Origin of the sequence: Gryllotalpicola daejeonensis (assembly GCF_039538145.1) — a bacterium.
Classification (GTDB): Bacteria; Actinomycetota; Actinomycetes; order Actinomycetales; family Microbacteriaceae; genus Gryllotalpicola; species Gryllotalpicola daejeonensis.
The window spans coordinates 2,391,976-2,410,473 of the sequence record NZ_BAABBV010000001.1; the positions used below are offsets into that span (position 1 = coordinate 2,391,976).

Here is an 18,498-nt window from a genome sequence, read left to right on the forward strand (position 1 = left end):
ATTCACGACGGATCCTCAAATTCACTTCCGGCCGGAAGCGGTCTGCCGCACGGTTATACCCATGGCCGAGCCGCTGACCGTCTTCTATGCGTTCCCGCACGCGCTGGGCGACGCGGGGATCGGCTGGACGGCCTGGAATCAGGCGGCAGAACTCGCCGCTGCCGGCCACCGCGTGCACGTCGTCGCCGCCTCTGTGAGCCGGCCCGTACCGGGCGCCGCGAGCGTGCTCACCACCCTGCAGCGTGGCCGCGCGCGGCTGCCGCACCGCGTGATCGGGCGTGAGAATGCGTTCGCGCTGCACGACCTGCTCACGGCGCGTGCGCTGCGCAGAATCGCCGCCGATCAGCACGTCCACGTCGTGCACGGCTGGCCGCTGAACGGGCCGCGCACCTTCGCAGCGGCGCGCGAGCTCGGCATCCCGTCGGTCCGCGAGGTGCCGAATACGCATACCGCCCACGCCTACCGCGTCGTGGCCGACGAGTACCGCGCGCTGGGGATCGAGCAGGCGAAAGGGGGGTCGCACACCTACTCGCAGAGCCGGCTCGACCGCGAGCAGGCGGAGTACGACACGGCGACCGCGCTGCTCACCCCTTCTGAAGCGGTGCGACAGACATTCCTCGACCGCGGGTTCTCCCCGGCCCGGCTGCTGCGCCATCGCTACGGCGCCCGGATCGACGCTGCGCGCGTGCACGCGCCGCGCACGGGCCGTGGCCTGCGCGCCGTCTTCCTCGGTCGCTGCGACCCGCGCAAGGGCCTGCACCACGCGCTGCGCGCCTGGCGCGCCTCGCGGGCGTCTCGCGACGGCATCCTGACGATCCACGGCGACTTCCTGCCCGAGTACCGAGCGGTCCTCGGCCCGCTGCTCGATCAGCCCGGCATCGAGGTCGCCGGTTTCACGAGCGACGCCGCCACCGCTCTCGCCCGCGCCGACGTGCTGCTGCTGCCCACCGTGGAGGAGGGCAGTGCGCTGGTCACCTACGAGGCGCAGGCCGCGGGGTGTGTGCCGCTCGTCTCGACCGCCGCGGGTGCCGACCTCATCGAGGGCGTCACGGGACTCACTCATCGCGTCGGCGACGTCGCCCAGCTCACCGCGCAGCTCGACCGGCTCGCCGCCGACTCGGCGCTGCTCGAGCGGATGTCGAAAGCGGCGGCGGCTCGCGCAGAAGAGCTCGGCTGGGCGGCCGCTGCCACGCGGCTCGCGGACGCCTACCGCGAGGCGGCGTGGTTGCACGCCGGCGCCCTCGGAGCGGCCGCAGGGGAGGGTCCGCATGTACGGGCCGGCTGACCTCGTCGTCGTGGTCTGCAGCCGGGATCGCGCGCCGATGCTCCGCGAGGCGCTGCGGTCGATCAACGCGGCCACGCCGGCCGGGGTGGAAGTGCTCGTCGTGGATTCCGGATCGCGCACCGACGAGACGCGCCGCGTCGCGCGCGAGGCATCCGTCGGCTACGTCCGCACTGACGTGCCCGGCCTGTCGATCGCGCGCAACCTCGGCCTCGCCTCCGTCGACCGGCCGATCGTGCTCTTCACCGATGACGACTGCGTCGCCGTTCCCGGCTGGGTCGACGGCGTTCTCACGCACTTCGCCGACCCCCGCGTCGGCGCCGTGACCGGGCGGATGCTGGATCACACGCTCATTGCCGGCGCCGCCGCCGGCGACGTCGAACGGCTCACGGGCGTGCTGCGCGGCGTCGACGCGGGGCACGGAGCATTCATGTCGTTCCGTCGCGAGCTGATGCTGGGTCTCGGCGGCTTCGACGAGGTGCTGGGAGCCGGCCGTCGCTTCGCGGGCGCCGAAGACCTCGACGCGTTCTGCCGCGTGCTCGCGGCCGGCTACACGATCGTCTCCGACACTACGGTGACGGTGCACCACATCTTCACCCGCGAGGACGGCGACCATGTCGCGCTCTATCGGGGTTACGGCCTCGGCGCCGGCGCGATGGCGGACAAGTGGATCAGGATGCGGCCGCTCATCGGCATCGCGATGGCAGGCCTGCTGATCGGCCGCGCCGCGCTCGCCGCCCTGCGCGGGCCGAACCCGCGCGAGCGGGCCGCGCGGCGGGCGCTGCTCAAAGGGATCCAGCAGGGTATCGCGGCCGCAGCACGGGTGCCCCGGCGCGGCGCGCTGTTCGTCGACGTCGAGCGCCCGGAGCCGATCCTCATCGAGGGCGCATGGAGCACCAGGAAGCAGCCGTGAGCCCGCTCACTGAGGTCGAGCTGATGCGCACGCTCGATGAGAAGTTCATCCGCACCTCGATCGAGTTCGAGGCGATGTGGCCGACCGCGACGATCATCGTCGAGTCGGGTCCGTTCCGCGGGATCGACGGTGCGATCGATCGCGAGCGCCTCGAGGCCGTGCTGATGGCGGTCGGCGAGCGCTTCGTTGAGACGCGGATGAGGCTCATGGACGCGCCGCTCGGCCTGACGGCGCCGATGTGGGTCCCCGCAGGGCCGCTCGACGCCGGCTACCACGTGGGCTGGTTCCCCCGCGTGCCGACCGCAGCCGAGGAGCCCGCGCTGTTCGCCGGCGCCGGCAACGTGCCGCGCCTGCGCGACCGACCGCTCTGGCGCTACTGCGTCGTCGAGCGCGCCGACGGCGACCTCGCGATCATCGGCAGCGCCCAGCATGCCCTCGGCGATGCCCTGTTCGCGCTGAAGTTCGTCGACGCGCTCCTTGGCGACGGACCGGGCGCGCCGGCCCGGCTTGGGGCCGCCCCGCGCAGCCGTCTCAGCGGCCTGATGGTGGTGTGGGGGCGGTGGCTGCGTGCGCGCACGGGGCCACGCGATGCGTGGCACGAGTACTGGCGAAAGCCCTTCCGGAAGCGCCTCAGTCGCTGGGGCGGCCGGCTGCTGCGCCCCGCGCGCAACCGCGCGATCGACCGCAGGGGACTGCGCGCACTGTTCGCGCCGCAGCCGGCGGCTGCGTACTGGTTCACCGAGCTCGCCCCCGCTGCTCAGCTGGCAGAACGCCTCGGCGGCGGGGTCAGCGACCTCGTCACGGCGCTCGCGCTGCGGGTGGTGGCTCGCCTCGAGGACGGCCCGGGCGAAGCATCCGTCGCCATCCCCGTCTCACGACGCAGACGCGAGGCGCAGGCGGTGCGCAACAGCATCGTGATGCTGCGCGTCGCGGTGTCGCGCGCGGCGCCGCTTGCCGACGTCGTCGCTGCCGTGCACGCGCAGGTCAGGGCCTTCGGTCGCAGCGGCGAGGGCGACCTCTCGTCTGCCGAATCGGGTGCGTACGCCTCGTACCTGCCGTACCGCCGCAGCCCCGCGGCGATCGGGGGGGCCGCCGTGCGCAGCGTGCTGCTGTGGCCCGTGCCGATTCCCGGCTCGCGCTTCGGGCTGTTCGCCTCGTCGTACGCGGGCGGGCTGAGCTTCACGGCGCTGAGCGCGCCTGGGCTGGACCCGGCCGCCATCCGCGCGGTTGTCGAAGACGAGTTGGCGGATGCCTGGTCGGCGCTCGCCGCGGCAGAGGGGGTCGCCCCATGAGCACGGTCAGGGATGCGGTCAGAACGCTGCTCAACCCGCGCACGTACCTGCAGGCGCTCAAGCTGGCGAACTTCGCCGCCTACTCCCACGTGGATCAGTTGGCCAGGCTGCACCGCGGCGCGGGCGTGCGAATCGCGCCGAACGTGTCGTTCCGCAACGGCGAGCGCATCTGGGTGGGCGATGGCACGCACCTCGGTGAGCACTGTGTGGTCTGGGCCGGCGACTCGACGGGGCGGATCGTATTCGGGCCGAAGTGCCTGCTCGGGCCGCACGTCACTCTGACCGCATCGAACTACGGCCTCGAACAGGGCGTTCCCGTCATGGACCAGCCCAAGGCCGAGCGGGACATCGTGCTCGGCGCCGATGTCTGGCTGGGCGCGAACGCGGTCGTGGTGGCGGGTGTCACGATCGGCGACGGCGCCGTCATCGGCGCGGGCGCCGTGGTCACGAAGGATGTGCCGTCGAACGCGATCGTCGGCGGGGTTCCGGCGCGGATCCTCGGTCACCGGCCGGAGCCACGGGTGACGGGTGCCGGGGCGCCGACTGCGGACGGTGCGGCGGAGGGCGACCTCGAAGAGGTCGCCCCGTGAGTACGGCGACGCCGACCCCGTCGCCGACGGCCGTCGACGCGGCCGTGACGGCGATCACGGTCGTCATCGTGAGCTACAACACCCGGGAGCAGACCGTGGCCTGCCTCGACTCGCTCGCGGCGGATGCCGCGGGAGCGCCGGGGCTCGCGGTCTCTGCGGTCGTCGTCGACAACGGGTCGGTCGACGGGTCCGTCGCGGCGCTGCGGGCGCGGCACCCGTGGGTCGAGGTCATCGACGCCGGCACGAACCTCGGCTTCGCGGCCGGGGTGAACCGTGGCGTCGCTCGCGCCCCCGGGGAGTATGTGCTGCTGCTCAACCCGGACACGACCGTGCTGCCCGGGGCGCTCACCGCACTCGTCGAATTCGCCGTAGCGCACCCGGAGCACGGGCTGTACGGCGGTCGCACCCTCGCCGCGGACGGATCGCTCGAGCCGTCGTCGTGCTGGGGTGCGCCGACCCTGTGGTCGCTGCTGTGCTTCGCCTCGGGACTTTCGACCGCATTTGCGCGGTCACGGCTGTTCGACCCCGAGTCCCTGGGCTGGTGGCCGCGCGACACCGTGCGGGAGGTGCCCGTGATCACCGGATGCCTGCTGCTGGCGCGCCGCGCCGACTGGGACCGCCTCGGCGGAATGGATGAGCGGTACTTCCTGTACGGCGAGGACGCCGACTTCTCGCTGCGGGCTTCCGCGGCCGGCCTGCGGCCCGTCATCGTGCCGGCGGCGACGATCGTGCACACCGTCGGCGGCTCGACGTCGGAGTCGGGCCGAGAGCGCAACGGCCGCAAGATGAGCATGGTGATGGCGGGGAAGGCCACCCTGCTGAGACTGCGCTGGTCGGCTGGTCGGGCCGCAGCCGGCATCGCGCTGCTCAAGACGGGCACCCTGGTGCGCGCCCTGCTGGAGCGCGCCCTCGGACGCGCGGAGGGCACGTGGAGCGAGGTCTGGCGGCGCCGATCCGACTGGTCCGCGGGATATCCGGCGGCGAAGGACCGGCTCTTCGGCCAGGCGCCCGTGCAGCCGCTGCGAGGCCAGAGGGGCGGCATGGTCGTGGAGGCCGAGCCCGCCTTCCGCACCGCGCACGCGAACCCCTACACCGCGCGGCTCTACCGCAGTATGAGTGCGCTCGGAGTGACCGTGCGCGACCTCAGCTACTGGCGCCTCGCGACCGCGCACGTCGATGTGGTGCACCTGCACTGGCCCGAGCTCACGTTCCTGTCCGCGCATCGGCCATGGCGGGTCAGGGCGCGGCTTGTGCTGTTCTTCGGCGCGTTGCGCCTCGCCCGCCTGCGCGGCACTCGCGTCGTGTGGACCGTCCACAACGTCGTCGATCACGAACAGCGCTCGACGCCGGCGCTGCGCGCGCGGCTGCGGCGGCTGCTGGTGGCCAACGTCGACGGCATCCTGTCGCTGTCCGCGAATGGCGTCGAGGCCGCCAGGGCGAGCTACCCCGAGCTCGCCGGCAGGCCCGCCTTCGTCACGCCGCACGGGCACTACCGGGCGGACTACGACTTCTCGGTGCCGCGAGCCGAGGCGCGCGCCAGACTCGGCCTGAGCGAGGGCGATCTGGTTGCGGCGTCCGTCGGGCAGCTGCGGCCGTACAAGAACGTGCCGCACCTGCTCGAGGTCTTCCGTGCGCTCGACGTCGACGCGCGGCTCGCGATCGCGGGCCGGCCGTCGAGCGATGACGAGCGTGAGCGGATCACCCGGGCTGCTGCCGGCGACCCGCGGGTCCTGCTCGACCTCACCTTCCAGCCCGCGGCGCGCGTCGTCGACTGGCTGCGCGCCAGCGACCTGGTCGTGCTGCCGTATCGGGCGATCGAGAACTCCGGGTCGGCGATCCTGGCCCTCTCGGCGAATCGCCCCGTGCTCGTGCCGCGCATCGGCGCCATGGGGGAGCTCGCCGAGCTGGTGGGCGGTGGGTGGGTGCGCACCTATGAGGGCGAGTTCGACGAGTCGGTGCTGGCCGACGCGCTCGCCTGGGCCCGCGATGAGCCTCGGGAAGAGGTCGCCGACCTCTCCGCACTGGAGTGGGAGGCCATCGCCGACTCGACCCTCGCCGCGTATCGCGCGGTGCTGCGCCGGCCGGAGACGACGTAAGGAGACGTAAGGAGCGAACATGGACACCCGTCGTGGACTGAATCGCCGCCGCGTGACCGTGCTCGGCGCGGTCGGAGTGCTCGCGCTCGCCACCGTGCTGGCCACCGAGCGACCCGCCTGGGGCGCGCAGATCGTGCCGCCCGCGGTCAAGACCGTGCAGGCGAACCTGCCGCCCGTGAATGCCGGCAGCGGCGCGAGCGCGCCGGCCCAGGGGCCGGCTGTCGCGATCCTCGACTCCGGGTCCGAGCAGCGCAGCGACTACAACCTCAAGGCGCAGGTGAACTGCTTCGGCTCGGGCACGGCAGGCGACGCGAACGGCCATGGCACGGCGGTCGCCGGGGTGATCGGCGCCTACGACGACGGTGCCGGCATCGTCGGCGTCGCCCCGGGTGCGCCGCTCTACTCCGTGCGCATCCTCGACAGCAAGAACGCCGGCACGCCCACGACGATGCTGTGCGGCCTGAACTGGGTCATCGCCAACGCGAAGGCCGACAACATCCGCGTGGTGAACTTGAGCCTCGGCACGGCGGGAACCGACGACGGCAACTGCGGCAAGACGAACGGTGACCCGATCCACCAGGCCATCTGCACGATCACGGGCATGGGGATCGTGGTCGTCGCCGCGGCGACGAACAGCCCGGTGGACATCGCCAAGGTCGTCCCCGCCTCCTACGACCAGGTGCTCGCGGCCAGCGACATGGCGGACTTCGACGGGCAGCCGGGCGGGGCGGCGAGCCCTCCGGCCGCGTGCACCGCGCAGTTCAGCATGCCGTGGGCCGACGACACGGCGGCCACGAACAGCGGCTACGCCGTCAGCGCGGCCGATCAGTCGCACATCATCGCGGCGCCGGGCGCATGCCCGTACTCGACGTTGAAGGGCGGCCGGATCGGTTACCTGCAGTCCGGCACGAGCATGTCGACCGCGGTCGTGTCAGGGGTCGTCGCGGACTGCCTGCGCCCGGGCGGCGGCTGCGCGGCGATGACGGCGCCCACGCAGGCCACGTCCACCCAGATCATGCAGACGGTGATCGCGCAGGCGAAGGCGCAGGCCGCGGCCGGGCACGGGTTCCAGGGCGACCCCGTGCACCCCATCGCCGGAAGGTACTACGGCTATCTCGCGACAACCGTGCCCCTCTCGGCGTCGCCCACGCCATCGCCGACCCCGACGCCGACGCCCACCCCGACGCCGACGCCGACACCCACGCCGACCCCGCCGAAGGACACCACGCCGCCGACGGTGACGATCACCTCGCCGCCGTCCGGCACGGTCTTCTCGACGTCCGGCGCTGCGACGGCGCAAGCCTCTGACGAGGTCGGTGTCGTCGGGGTGGCGTTCTGGGTCGGCGGAACCAAGCTCGCCACGGCGGTGCACCAGGCATCCGGCCTGTGGTCCGCGTCGGTGAGCACAGCCGCGTACCCGAGCGGCAGCTACACGCTGGTCGCGAAGGCGACGGATGCCGCAGGCAATGTGGGGGCGTCAGCCGGCGTCACCATCGTCGTGAAGCACTGACGAGGCAGGGGCTCACAGGTAGACGGTGCGGTGCTCCAGAGAGCCGAGCAGCCGGCCGACGGCGAAGCCGACGTCTTTCGACACGCGATAGGCGTCGTCGCGGCGAAAGCCGCGCCCCAGCAGCTTCAGGACGTCGACGGCGAGGCGGCGCAGGATTGCCGGATCGGCCGAGCGAGGCATCCCTCGATCTCGATAGGCGGCGAACAGCTTGACGTGGCTCTTGCCGTACGCCACGTTCTGCCGGTAGACGCCCCGCGCGTCGGGGCGCATGACGTAGTCGATCCGCGCGTCCGCGACGGCGACGAGCTCGTAGCCCGCGAGCTGCGCGCGCCAGAAGAAATCGGTCTCGTCGCCGCCGCCCCGATAGGACTCGTCGAAGCCTCCGCACGCGGCGAACACCTCGGTCGCCACCGCGCAGTTCGCGCCGGTCGGCCACGGGAGGAAGCGCAGCGTGTTCTGCAGGCAGTTCTGCCAGCCGAGCTCCGACCCGTCGGGCAGCACCCGATGCAGTGCGCCGCCCAGCAGCCTGGCGCCGCGCAGGTAGGCCTGCCAGTGCGCCTCGAGCCAGCCGGGGTGCACGTGGTCGTCGGCGTCGCAGAAGATCACGAGTGAGCTGCCGGGCGTCGCGCTCTCGACACCCCGGTTGCGGGCGTGGTTGATGCCCGGGGTCGCACTCGCGTCGACGACTCGCACCGATGGCATGCCGAGACGCGCGACGAAGCCGCGCAGGTCGTCCGACGAGCCGTTGTCGGCGAGCACGATCTCGAAGCGCGCGCTCGTGACCTGCTCGTCGAGCGCATGCAGCTGGCGCTCCACGACGCCGGTCACGTCGAGGCACGGGATGACGACGGTCACGTCGATCGCGCCGTTCACGCCGCGTCTTCCGTCGCCATATCCGACAGTGCGGCGGCCGCGTCGCCCCAGGTGTCGGCGAAATGGGCACACGGGATGCCTGAGCTCCACGTCTCCCAGAAGGCGCGGATCTTCCCGAAGCGGTCGTTCACCACCACGTGCTCGATGCCGAGCAGGGTCGCCAGAATGTGGCCGTGCAGCCGATCGGTCACGAGCACACGCCCCGAGCTGAGCAGCCCCACCGCGCGCGCCAGGTTCGCCCCGGCGACCCGCCTCGCCGTTCGGATCTCGCCCGCGCGCAGCGCACCGAGACCGGATTTCCGTGCGGCGCGCGACACCAGCTCGTGCCACTCGAGCAGGCGGCGCCGTGATTCCGTCAGGGGAGCGTCCAACCAGTCGAAGCGGAAGCCGTCGAGGCCGGCCGCGCCCGTGGACTCCCGGTCGGTGCGCACCTGCACGGCGGTGGCGACGGACGGCTCGCGGCGGGTCATCGGGCCGAGGGCCAGGGCGGCATCCGGAACCAGCCGCACCTCACAGTCAAAGTCGGCAGCGGCGAGGTCGAACGAGCGCTGATCCCGCACGAGCAGCACGACCGCCCCGTGCGCGGCGACGGCGCGCCGCAGCTCGTCGCGCTGCTCGGCGCCCGGGTACTCGATCGACTGCGGCATCTGGATGATCGAGCGGCCGCGCAGCTCCTCGAGCAGCCGCAGCCGCAGCGCGTGATGACTCGGGTAGAGCCCGCCGAAGTTGCCCCCGCCCTGAATCACCACGGCGCCGTCGGGCGAGAGCCCCTCCATCCGGAAGGAGCGTCGCGACATCGCCGAGCGGATGCCGATGCCGAGCCGGTCGAGCACCGCCAGTTGCCCGAGCCAGATCGCCGCGTCGCCGCAGTTCAGGTGATCGGGGAAGTCGACCAGGTCGACATGCTCGACGCCGTCGAGAGCGTCCGACAGCTGCGCGACGGCGAGCTCGTGCAGCTCGCGGACAGTGGATGCCGGCATCAGGCGGCCGCCCGCCGTCGCACGATGTGGAGCACGTCGGTGCGCAGCTCGAGGAAGGCGGCGCGCTGCACGAGCAGGCCGACGCCGGCATAGACGGCGATGCCGACCACGGCCTCGAGTACGAGATAGAGAAGCGCGGGCTGGTGCGGAAGGACGCCGCTCAGCGCGACCATCGCGACGAGCATGACGCCGGCCGACAGGGCGATGCCGGGAATGTCGCGGTAGATGGCAAGCGGCATCCGCCCGATCTTCACCAGGGCGATCACGCGCAGCGGCGCCAGCAGAATGGTGCGCGCGAGCAGCGCCACCGCGACGGCGAGCAGTCCGTAGGGAGCGGCGAAGAACACGGCGGCGATGTGGGCGACGGAGATGGTGAGCACGAGGCCGAACTCGACCCCCGGCCTTCCGAGCGACCACCACAGGTTCCCGTCGAGCCACTGCAGCGCCGTGATCGCCCCGGTGACGGCGGTCACCTGTGCGATCTGGCCGCTCGTGGCCCACTGACCGCCGAAGAGGAACGGCACGGCGACGGGCGAGACCGCGGCGATCGCGAACAGCCCGGGGATCGCCATGCTCGCGCACACGCGTTCGGCGTGGCGCACCGCGTTCTGCAGGCGGGCGCGGTCGTCCCTGATCTTGGAGAAGGCAGGCAGCGCCACAGCATTGACGACCGAGGCGAACAGCGTCAGCAGCTGGGAGGTGACGCGCGTGGCCACGACCCAGTACCCGAGCGCTGAAGCGCCGAGCAGCTTGCCGAGCACGAGCTCGACCATCCGGTCCCTGCCCTCGTGCACCACCTGGGTGGCGAGCGTCGGAAGGCCGAACCGCAGCATCGCCCACGCTTCGCGGAAGGAGAATTCGGCGCGCGGCCGCCACGACACCGCGCTCCACAGGATCGCGATGTCGACGAGGATGTTCCCGCCGCCCTGGAAGATGAGCGCCCACGCGCCCGCTCCGAGCAGCGCGAGGATGACCGCGCCGACCGCGCCGATGCTCGCGCCCACGGCGGAGCGGATCGCAAGCGGGCGCATCTTGAGCTCGCGCGTCAGCAGGACGGTGGGGATGGCGCACAGCGCGTTGAGCGGCAGCATGAGCGCGGCCACGCGGATCATGAGCGTCAGCTGCGGCTGGTCGTAGAACGCCGCGATCGGCGCGGCGGCGAGGGCGAGCGCCGCGCCGAGGGCGGTTCCGATGGCGAGCCCCGTCCAGAAGGCGGTGTTGATCTGCACGCGCGACGGCGCGCTGGCGCGGATGAGGGACGGAGTGAACCCCAGATCGCCCACCAGCGCCAGGATGCCGACGAAGACCGACACGAGCGAGACGATGCCGAAGTCCTCGGCGCCGACCAGCCGCGACAGCAGCGCCAGGGTGACGACGCTCAGAAGGCTTCCGTAGATGCGCTGCAACGCGGTCCAGATGCCACCGAGAAGGCTTCGCGAGCGGAGCGAGCGGTTGGCGTCTGACATCAGAGTCCGTTCGGAGAGGCGATTCGAACTTCAGGGTGCACCTGGGAGGTTGACAATGATGTTTCCTCATGTTGCCGGGATGTAAAAGGTTCACAGCCGTTCGCGGAACCCCCTTTCGGCGGGCCCGCGATTGTCGCACCGTACGGACTATGGCTTTGGGGTGGGAGAACAACCGGGTGCACGCTCTTCGAGTCAGGGTCGTGGCCGTCTGCGCCGCGGCGGCGCTGATTCTGCTCGGCGTCCTGGCGAGGCCGACTCCCGCTGGAGCCGCGACCACTCTCTATGCGTCGCCCGGCGGGACCGGATCCGCCTGCTCGAGCGCGTCACCGTGCTCTCTGCCCACGGCGGTGGGAGCCGCACCTGCCGGCGCGACGGTGCAGCTCGGTGCGGGGACCTACCCGTCGCTCACCGTCAAAGGCGGCCACGGCTCCGCCGCCGCGCCCGTGACGATCCGGCCGGCCTCCGGCGCACAGGCGACGCTCACCACCGTGACCAGTGAGGCGAATTACCTGACCTGGAGCGGCGTGCTGGTGACCGCCGCGTTCTATCTCACCGGCACGGGCGACACGGTGACCGGCGCGCACGTCAACGGCGGTGGCCTGTTCGTGCGCGGCACGGACGCGAGGGTCACGGGCTCGCTGTTCGAGAACGGCTCGTCCATCGATGGCATCCAGGTCGGCAACGCCTACGGCGTCGTCATCGAGGGCAACACCGTGCGCAACTACAACCAGGCGAAGGCCAACGGCATGCACGCCGACTGCATCCAGATCTTCGACTCAGCCAACGTGGTCGTGCGGCGGAACAATCTCTCGAACTGCTACAACTCGGGCCTCATCCTCTCCGTCGGGGCGGGCCACGGCATCTACGGCGTCACCATCGAGGACAACTTCATCAGCGGGTGCATCGTCGTCACCTCGAGCTGCGGCGGCGGCTCGGTCGTCGACCTGCGCGAGCCCAGCACGGTCGGCCTGGTGCTGCGCGACAACACGCTCGGCGCCGGCCCCGCGCGCCTCGGGACCCAGCCGGGCACGGTCGCCGACCGCAACATCATCGGCTACCTCGCCGACTGCTCTCTGCCGCTGACCGATTCCATCGTCGGCTCATGGAACACGAAGCTGTGCGGTGCGACCCTGCCGCTGCTGCAGTCCGGTGGGAACAGAGCGGGAACGGTGCGGTTCGCCGATCCGGCGAGCAACGACCTGCACCTGACCGCCGCGTCGGATGCGACCGTGAAACCCGTCACCGCCGCCGTGCCGCGGGCAGCGACCGACATCGACGGCGACGCCACCTCGGCGACCATCGCCGGCGCCGATACGCCCAAGGGCACGGGGACGGCCACCACTTCCGACGCGACGCCGCCCCGGACGGCGATCTCATCGCCGAAGACCGGCTCGACGGTGACCGGGACCGTCACACTCGTCGCCACCGCCTCGGACAACGTGGGGCTCAGCGACGTGATCTTCCGGGCGGCGGGCCTCACACTCGGCGCGGCGACCAGGGCCGCGGACGGCACCTACCGGCTCACCGCCTCGACAGCCGGCTTCCCGAAGGGCGCCTACGCCGTGACCGCCGTCGCCCGCGATGTCGCCGGCAACTACACGACGAGCGCGCCCGTCGCCCTCACGTTGCGGTGAGCCCGGGTTTGCGGTGAGCCCGGGTCACGAGCGCAGCACCACGTTCTCCGGCTCCTCACCCGCGAGCAGGTGCCCGAGCTGGCGCCGCAGCAGCCGGGCCATGCGCGGTTCCATCGCCGAGGCGTTGCCGCCGACGTGGGGGCTGATGAGCACTCCGGGCGCTCGCCACAGCGGGTGGTCGGCCGGCAGCGGCTCAGGGTCAGTGACGTCGAGCGCGAAGCGCAGCCGCCCGGCCTCGGCGAGCACCGCAGCGGTGTCGAGCACCGGCCCGCGGGCGACATTCACCACGAGTGCGTCGTCCGGCAACGCGGCGAGCTCGGCGACGCCGACGAGGCCGCGCGTGCTGTCGTTCAGCGGGGTGCCGATGACGACGATGTCCACCTGGGGAAGCAGCTCGGGCAGCTCGTCGATGCCGTGCACGTGCACGGGGCCGTGGCCCGCGGCATCCTCTCGCGCCCGCGAAGCCACGCGGATCACCCGGCCCACCTCGAAACCTGCGAGCCGCGCCTCGACCGCCTTCCCGACGCCGCCGTACCCGAGGATGAGCACCGCGCGGTCGGCGAGCGAGGGATGCCTGCCCGCGCGCCATTCGCCGCGCTCTGCGCCCCGCACGAAGTCGTCGATGCCGCGCTGCGAGGCGAGCATCAGCGCGAGCGCGAGCTCAGCGGTCGCGGTCTCGTGCACGCTCGAGGCATTGGCGTAGACGAGTCCGGGCGGCAGGGCCGCCTCGATGCCGTCGTAGCCGATCGACTGCGACTGCACCAGCTCGATGTGCGCGCTCGAGAGCCACTGCAGCCGGCCCGAGTCGACCGACATATAGGGAAGCACCGCGATGTCGATGCGATCGGCCGGCGCCGGGCCGTCGAGGTGCCACTCGACGAAGTCGACGTTGTCGGGCACCGGGTCGGCGAGGGCTTCGAGGTGGGCGGTCAGGCGGTCATCGGGCAGGCTGACGACGAAGCGGTCGGGCATGTGGTCAGCATAGGTTGCCGACACAAACCGCACCCACGCCGGAAACGCGGGCGCAACACCCTCTTCCTAGATTCGGGTCATGGGAGATCTGTTCGCGGGCTACGGTGCGACGCTGGCACCCGGGCGCCCCCACAGCGCCTTCGACGAGATGTTCCGCGGGCCCGGCGAAGACGGCGGCATGCGGGCGCGGGATTCCTACCGCGAGCTGCACGCGGCGCTCGAGCGGATGACGCAGGAGGAGCTGCAGGGCAGAGCGGATGCCCTTGCCAACAGCTACCTCGCCCAGGGTGTCACCTTCGACTTCGCGGGCGAGGAGCGGCCGTTCCCCCTCGACGCCGTGCCGCGCATCATCGCCGAGGACGAGTGGGTCGGCCTCGAGGCCGGCGTGAAGCAGCGGGTGCGGGCGCTCGAGGCATTCCTCTCCGACGCCTACGGGCGCCAGCAGGCCGTCGCAGACGGCGTGATCCCGGCATCCCTCATCGCCACCTCAGCCAACTTCTTCCGCCAGGCCGCGGGAATCGAGAGTGCGAACGGCGTGCGCGTGCACGTCTCCGGCGTCGACCTGATCCGCGACGAGAACGGCACGTGGCGGGTGCTCGAGGACAACGTGCGCGTGCCCTCGGGGGTCTCCTACATCGTGTCGAACCGGCGGGTCATGGCGCAGACGCTGCCCGAGCTGTTCGTGTCGATGTCGGTGCGGCCGGTCGGTGAATACCCCTATCGCCTGCTGCAGGCCCTGCGTGCCTCTGCGCCCGCGGGTGTCGAGGACCCGGTCGTCGTGGTGCTCACGCCCGGCGTCTTCAACTCCGCGTATTTCGAGCACACGCTGCTCGCGCGCCTCATGGGCGTCGAGCTCGTCGAGGGCCGTGACCTGTACGTGAGCGGCGGGCACGTCTGGATGCGCACGACGGGTGGCCCGACCCGCGTCGACGTCATCTACCGCCGCATCGACGACGAGTTCCTCGACCCGCTGCAGTTCCGCGCCGACTCGGTGCTCGGCACGCCGGGGCTTCTGACCGCCGCGCGCCTCGGCAACGTCACGATCGCGAACGCGGTGGGCAACGGGGTGGCCGACGACAAGCTCGCCTACACCTACCTGCCCGATCTGATCAGGTACTACCTCGGCGAAGACCCGATCATCCCCAACGTCGACACCTGGCGCCTCGAGGACCCGGGCTCGCTCGAAGAGGTGCTCGACCGGCTCGACGAGCTCGTCGTGAAGCCGGTCGACGGCTCGGGCGGCAAGGGCCTCGTCGTGGGACCCGCCGCGAGCCGCGCCGAGCTCGACGCACTGCGCACCAAGCTCATCGAGGACCCGCGCGGCTGGATCGCCCAGCCGGTCGTGCAGCTGTCGACGATCCCGACACTCACGGGCGACGGCATGCAGCCCCGGCACACCGACCTGCGCCCCTTCGCCGTGAACGACGGCAACGAGGTCTGGGTGCTGCCCGGCGGGCTGACCCGGGTCGCGCTGCCCGCCGGCCAGCTCGTCGTGAACTCGTCGCAGGGCGGCGGCTCGAAGGACACCTGGGTGCTCGGGCGCGGCACAGCGCCCGGCGCGGCTCACCCCGCCACGGGAATGCACGATGTCTCGGCGATCACGGCGGAGCAGGCGGCGCCGATCGAGCTGGTCGCGGCCGGCTCGCCGCTCGCCTCGGTCGCGCCATACGGCACGACCGGGCCGCAGTACGCCCCGGAGGACCAGCTCGCCGCCACTCAGCAGCAACAGCAGCAGCAAGCGGCTCGCGCGCACACAGACGAGGGGAATGCGGATGCTTAGCCGGATCGCTGAGAGCCTGTTCTGGATCGGCCGCTATCTCGAGCGCGCAGACGGCACCGCGCGCATCCTCGACGTCCAGCTGCAGCTGCTGCTCGAGGACCCGTGGGTCGACGAGGACACCGCGTGCCGAGCGCTGCTCGGCGTGATGGGGTCGGATGCCCCGGCCGACGACCCGGCGACGGGGGAGCGCACCCGCATCGACCGCGAGACGGTGCTCGGCATCCTGGCGGTGAACCGGCAGCATCCGGCATCCATCGCCTACTGCTTGAACGCCGCGCGCGAGAACGCGAGGCGCGCGCGAGAGATCATCTCGACCGAGCTCTGGGAGTGCCTCAACACGACGACGACGCGCATGCCGCGCAAGGTCGCGAGCGAGCGCGTGCACGACTTCTTCCACTGGGTGCGCGAGCGCACCGCGCTCGCCGTGGGCACGAACGAGACGGTGATGAGCCGCGACGACGCGTACCAGTTCTTCACGCTGGGGCTCGCGCTCGAGCGGGCGGACATGACGGCGCGGCTGCTCGCCACGCGCACGCTGACCGACGTGTCGGGGCCGAGCTGGACGACGATCCTGCGCTCGTGCGGCGCCTACGAGGCGTACCTGCGCACCTACCGCGGCGCCTCATCGATGCGCAACGCGGCCGAGTTCCTGCTGGTCGATCGGATCTTCCCGCGCTCCGTGCTGTTCTCGATCAGCCAGGCGATCGAGAGCCTCTCTGCGCTCGAGCCGCGCACCGACCGCATCGGCCCTGGCGACCAGGCGCTGCGGGTGCTCGGCCAGGCGGTCTCGAGCCTCGAATACCGGCCGATCGCCGAGATCCTCGACGACCTGCCGCACGCGATGGAGGGCGTGCAGCGGGCGACGAGCACCGCGAGCGAGGCGGTCAAGCAGCGGTACTTCCCGTCGCAGGTGGTCCCGACCTGGGCGGGCGAGCGGGTATGAAACGGCAGGGCTCATGAAACGGCAGGGCTCATGAAAAGACTGAGGGTCACGCACACGACGGGCTTCCGCTATCAGGGCGAGGCATCGGCGTCGTACAACGAGGCGCGGATGCTTCCCGCATCGCGCGAGGGCCAGTGGGTGCTGTCTGCGCACATCGACACGCGGCCGAACGCGCCGCAGCACAGCTACACCGACTACTGGGGCACGCGGGTCACCGCGTTCGAGGTGCTCTCGCCGCACCGCGAGCTCGTGCTCTCGGCGAGCAGCCTGATCGAGGTCGCCGAGCAGGCGCACGACCACTGCCCGACGTCGTGGGACGAGCTCGCGCAGCTCAGCCGCCGCACCGTCGAGAGCGTCGAGCAGCTGCGGCAGAGCGCACGCACCGAGCCGCCGCGCGACCTGATGAAGCTCGCCGCGCAGGTGGCGGAGGCCTCAGGGAGCCCGTGCGCTGCGGCGGAGGCGATCTGCGCGCGCATCGGCGGCGAGATGGAGTACGTGCCGGGCGCCACCCGCGTTGACAGCACCGCAGCCGAGGCGTGGTCGGCGCGGCGCGGGGTGTGCCAGGACATCGTGCACGTCGCGCTCGGCGCGCTGCGCTCGGTGGGGATTCCCGCCCGCTATGTCTCGGGCTACCTGCACCCGAAGCCCGACGCGCCGCTGCACGAGACCGTCGTCGGCGAGTCGCACGCGTGGGTCGAGTGGTTCTGCGGCACGTGGCGCGGCTGGGACCCCACCAACCTGATCCCGGCCGGTGACCGCCACGTCTACGTCGGGCACGGGCGCGACTATGACGACATCGCGCCGATCCGCGGCGTCTACGCGGGCGTCGCGGCGGCTGAGACCTTCGTGAAGGTCGAGATCACGCGCGAGGCGTAGTCACGCCGCCGCAGCCTCCGGCCGCGCCGCCTCGGGCTCCTCGAGCACGAAGGCCGGCCGCCCGCCGCGCACGCGCAGCCGCAGTCCGCGGTACTTGATGAGGTAGGCGACGCCGACGGCGCCGGCGACGATGCCCGAGGCCGCCCCGACCCCGAGCCCCCACCGCGGCCCGAGCGTGTCGGCGACCCAGCCGACGATCGGCGCGCCGATCGGAGTCCCGCCCATGAAGATCGCCATGTAGATCGCCATCACCCGGCCGCGCACCGCGGGGTCGGTGGAGAGCTGCACGGTGCCGTTCGCGGTCGTCATGAGCGTCTGCGAGAAGAGGCCGATGAGCGCGAGCGCGGCGCCGAAGAGCCAGTACGTCGGCATGACCGCGGCGAGCAGGCATCCCAGGCCGAACAGCAGCGCGCCCAGGAAAAGAAGCGAGACGCGCGGCTTCTCGCGCCGCGCGGAAGCCAGCGCGCCCACGACCGAGCCGACGGCCATGATCGACGAGAGGATGCCGAATTCCCCGGCGCCCTTGCCGAACACGGTCGATGCCATCGTCGAGGTGTAGATCGGGAAGTTCAGGCCGAAGGTGCCGATCAGGAACACCATCAGCAGGATCACCATGATGTCGGGGCGCCGCCGCACGTAGCGGAAGCCCTCGACCAGCCCGCCCCGCCGCGCCGATCTCACCTGGCGGTTGAGCTGGTCCTTCCGCAGCAGCTGCAGCGAGATCAGCACGGCGGCGAAGGTCACCGCGTTGATCAGGAAGACCCAGCCCGCGCCGACGGCCGCGGTCATGAGGCCGGCGATCGCGGGCCCGATGGTGCGGGCGGCGTTGAACGACGCAGAGTTGAGGGCGACCGCGTTCGAGAGGTTGCGGGTGTCGACGAGCTCGCCGACGAAGGTCTGGCGCGCGGGGGCGTCGAACGAGGCGGCGACGCCGAGCAGCAGCGCGAAGCCGTAGACGTGCCAGAGCTGCACCACGCCCGTGACGGTCATGATGCCGAGCCCCGCGCCGAGCAGCCCCATCGCCGCCTGCGTGCACATCAGCAGCTTCCGCCGGTCGAAGCGGTCGGCCGCCCAACCCGTCACCGGCAGCAGCACGAGCTGCGGGCCGAACTGCAGCGCCATCGTCACGCCGACCGCGGTCGCGTTGTTGTGGGTGAGCTCGGTGAGCACGATCCAGTCCTGCGCGGTGCGCTGCATCCAGGTGCCGACGTTCGAGACGATCGCGCCGGCGAACCAGATGCGGTAGTTGATCCCCGCGAGGGACCGGAAGAGGTTGTTCAAATCTGTGCGA

Annotated in this window: 15 protein-coding genes; 10 read left to right on the forward strand and 5 right to left on the reverse strand. The window is 71.7% G+C overall.

Features of this window, described 5'->3' with window-relative positions; genetic code table 11:
* The first annotated feature begins 61 nt into the window (after positions 1 to 61).
* Genes ABD736_RS11660 through ABD736_RS11685 form a run of 6 tightly spaced genes read left to right on the forward strand, consistent with a single transcriptional unit; the run spans position 62 to position 7,683 of the window.
* Complete coding sequence (locus ABD736_RS11660) at positions 62 to 1,285, forward strand: glycosyltransferase family 4 protein (protein WP_344791939.1); 1,224 nt, start codon at positions 62 to 64, stop codon at positions 1,283 to 1,285.
* Positions 1,269 to 2,195 carry a glycosyltransferase family 2 protein gene (locus ABD736_RS11665; RefSeq protein ID WP_344791940.1) on the forward strand — a complete coding sequence of 309 codons (927 nt, stop codon included), beginning with the start codon at positions 1,269 to 1,271 and terminating at the stop codon, positions 2,193 to 2,195. Before ABD736_RS11660 ends, ABD736_RS11665 begins: the two co-directional genes overlap by 17 nt.
* Entirely contained in the window at positions 2,192 to 3,487 is a 1,296-nt protein-coding gene (locus tag ABD736_RS11670) for a wax ester/triacylglycerol synthase domain-containing protein (protein WP_344791941.1), read from the forward strand. The genes ABD736_RS11665 and ABD736_RS11670 overlap by 4 nt, the downstream gene beginning before the upstream one ends.
* Complete coding sequence (locus ABD736_RS11675; RefSeq protein ID WP_344791943.1) at positions 3,484 to 4,077, forward strand: acyltransferase; 594 nt, start codon at positions 3,484 to 3,486, stop codon at positions 4,075 to 4,077. The genes ABD736_RS11670 and ABD736_RS11675 overlap by 4 nt, the downstream gene beginning before the upstream one ends.
* Positions 4,074 to 6,173, forward strand: a complete 2,100-nt coding sequence (locus ABD736_RS11680; protein ID WP_344791944.1) for a glycosyltransferase — start codon at positions 4,074 to 4,076, stop codon at positions 6,171 to 6,173. Before ABD736_RS11675 ends, ABD736_RS11680 begins: the two co-directional genes overlap by 4 nt.
* Positions 6,174 to 6,192: 19 nt before the next feature.
* A complete protein-coding gene (locus ABD736_RS11685) occupies positions 6,193 to 7,683 on the forward strand; it encodes a S8 family serine peptidase (RefSeq protein WP_344791945.1) in 1,491 nt (496 codons plus the stop codon).
* Positions 7,684 to 7,695: 12 nt separating this feature from the next.
* Here ABD736_RS11685 and ABD736_RS11690 read toward each other — a convergent pair whose 3' ends face one another.
* From ABD736_RS11690 to ABD736_RS11700, 3 genes are read right to left on the reverse strand one after another with little or no spacing between them, the layout of a single operon-like run.
* The gene (locus ABD736_RS11690; protein WP_344791946.1) at positions 7,696 to 8,556 is read right to left on the reverse strand and encodes a glycosyltransferase family 2 protein; all 861 of its coding nucleotides are present in this window, start codon (positions 8,554 to 8,556) and stop codon (positions 7,696 to 7,698) included.
* Complete coding sequence (locus ABD736_RS11695; RefSeq protein WP_344791947.1) at positions 8,553 to 9,536, reverse strand: polysaccharide pyruvyl transferase family protein; 984 nt, start codon at positions 9,534 to 9,536, stop codon at positions 8,553 to 8,555. Before ABD736_RS11695 ends, ABD736_RS11690 begins: the two co-directional genes overlap by 4 nt.
* The gene (locus ABD736_RS11700) at positions 9,536 to 11,002 is read right to left on the reverse strand and encodes a lipopolysaccharide biosynthesis protein (RefSeq protein WP_344791948.1); all 1,467 of its coding nucleotides are present in this window, start codon (positions 11,000 to 11,002) and stop codon (positions 9,536 to 9,538) included. Before ABD736_RS11700 ends, ABD736_RS11695 begins: the two co-directional genes overlap by 1 nt.
* A 347-nt stretch (positions 11,003 to 11,349) precedes the next feature.
* Here ABD736_RS11700 and ABD736_RS11705 point away from each other — a divergent pair, with 347 nt between their 5' ends.
* On the forward strand, positions 11,350 to 12,636 hold the full coding sequence (locus ABD736_RS11705; RefSeq protein WP_344791949.1) for an Ig-like domain-containing protein: 1,287 nt from the start codon (positions 11,350 to 11,352) through the stop codon (positions 12,634 to 12,636).
* A 24-nt stretch (positions 12,637 to 12,660) separates the two neighbouring features.
* On the opposite strand, the gene ABD736_RS11710 is transcribed toward ABD736_RS11705, so the two are convergent.
* Positions 12,661 to 13,608: a 2-hydroxyacid dehydrogenase gene (locus tag ABD736_RS11710; RefSeq protein WP_344791950.1), complete on the reverse strand. Its 948-nt coding sequence runs from the start codon at positions 13,606 to 13,608 to the stop codon at positions 12,661 to 12,663.
* 79 nt (positions 13,609 to 13,687) lie between these two features.
* Between ABD736_RS11710 and ABD736_RS11715 the strand changes: the two genes are divergently transcribed.
* From ABD736_RS11715 to ABD736_RS11725, 3 genes are read left to right on the forward strand one after another with little or no spacing between them, the layout of a single operon-like run.
* Positions 13,688 to 15,388 carry a circularly permuted type 2 ATP-grasp protein gene (locus ABD736_RS11715; protein WP_344791951.1) on the forward strand — a complete coding sequence of 567 codons (1,701 nt, stop codon included), beginning with the start codon at positions 13,688 to 13,690 and terminating at the stop codon, positions 15,386 to 15,388.
* The gene (locus ABD736_RS11720) at positions 15,381 to 16,331 is read left to right on the forward strand and encodes an alpha-E domain-containing protein (RefSeq protein WP_344791952.1); all 951 of its coding nucleotides are present in this window, start codon (positions 15,381 to 15,383) and stop codon (positions 16,329 to 16,331) included. Before ABD736_RS11715 ends, ABD736_RS11720 begins: the two co-directional genes overlap by 8 nt.
* 30 nt (positions 16,332 to 16,361) lie before the next feature.
* Entirely contained in the window at positions 16,362 to 17,207 is an 846-nt protein-coding gene (locus tag ABD736_RS11725; RefSeq protein ID WP_344791953.1) for a transglutaminase family protein, read from the forward strand.
* Here the strand turns inward: ABD736_RS11725 and ABD736_RS11730 are convergent, their stop codons facing one another.
* Complete coding sequence (locus ABD736_RS11730; protein WP_344791954.1) at positions 17,208 to 18,488, reverse strand: MFS transporter; 1,281 nt, start codon at positions 18,486 to 18,488, stop codon at positions 17,208 to 17,210. It abuts the gene before it with no gap.
* Positions 18,489 to 18,498 lie beyond the last annotated feature (10 nt).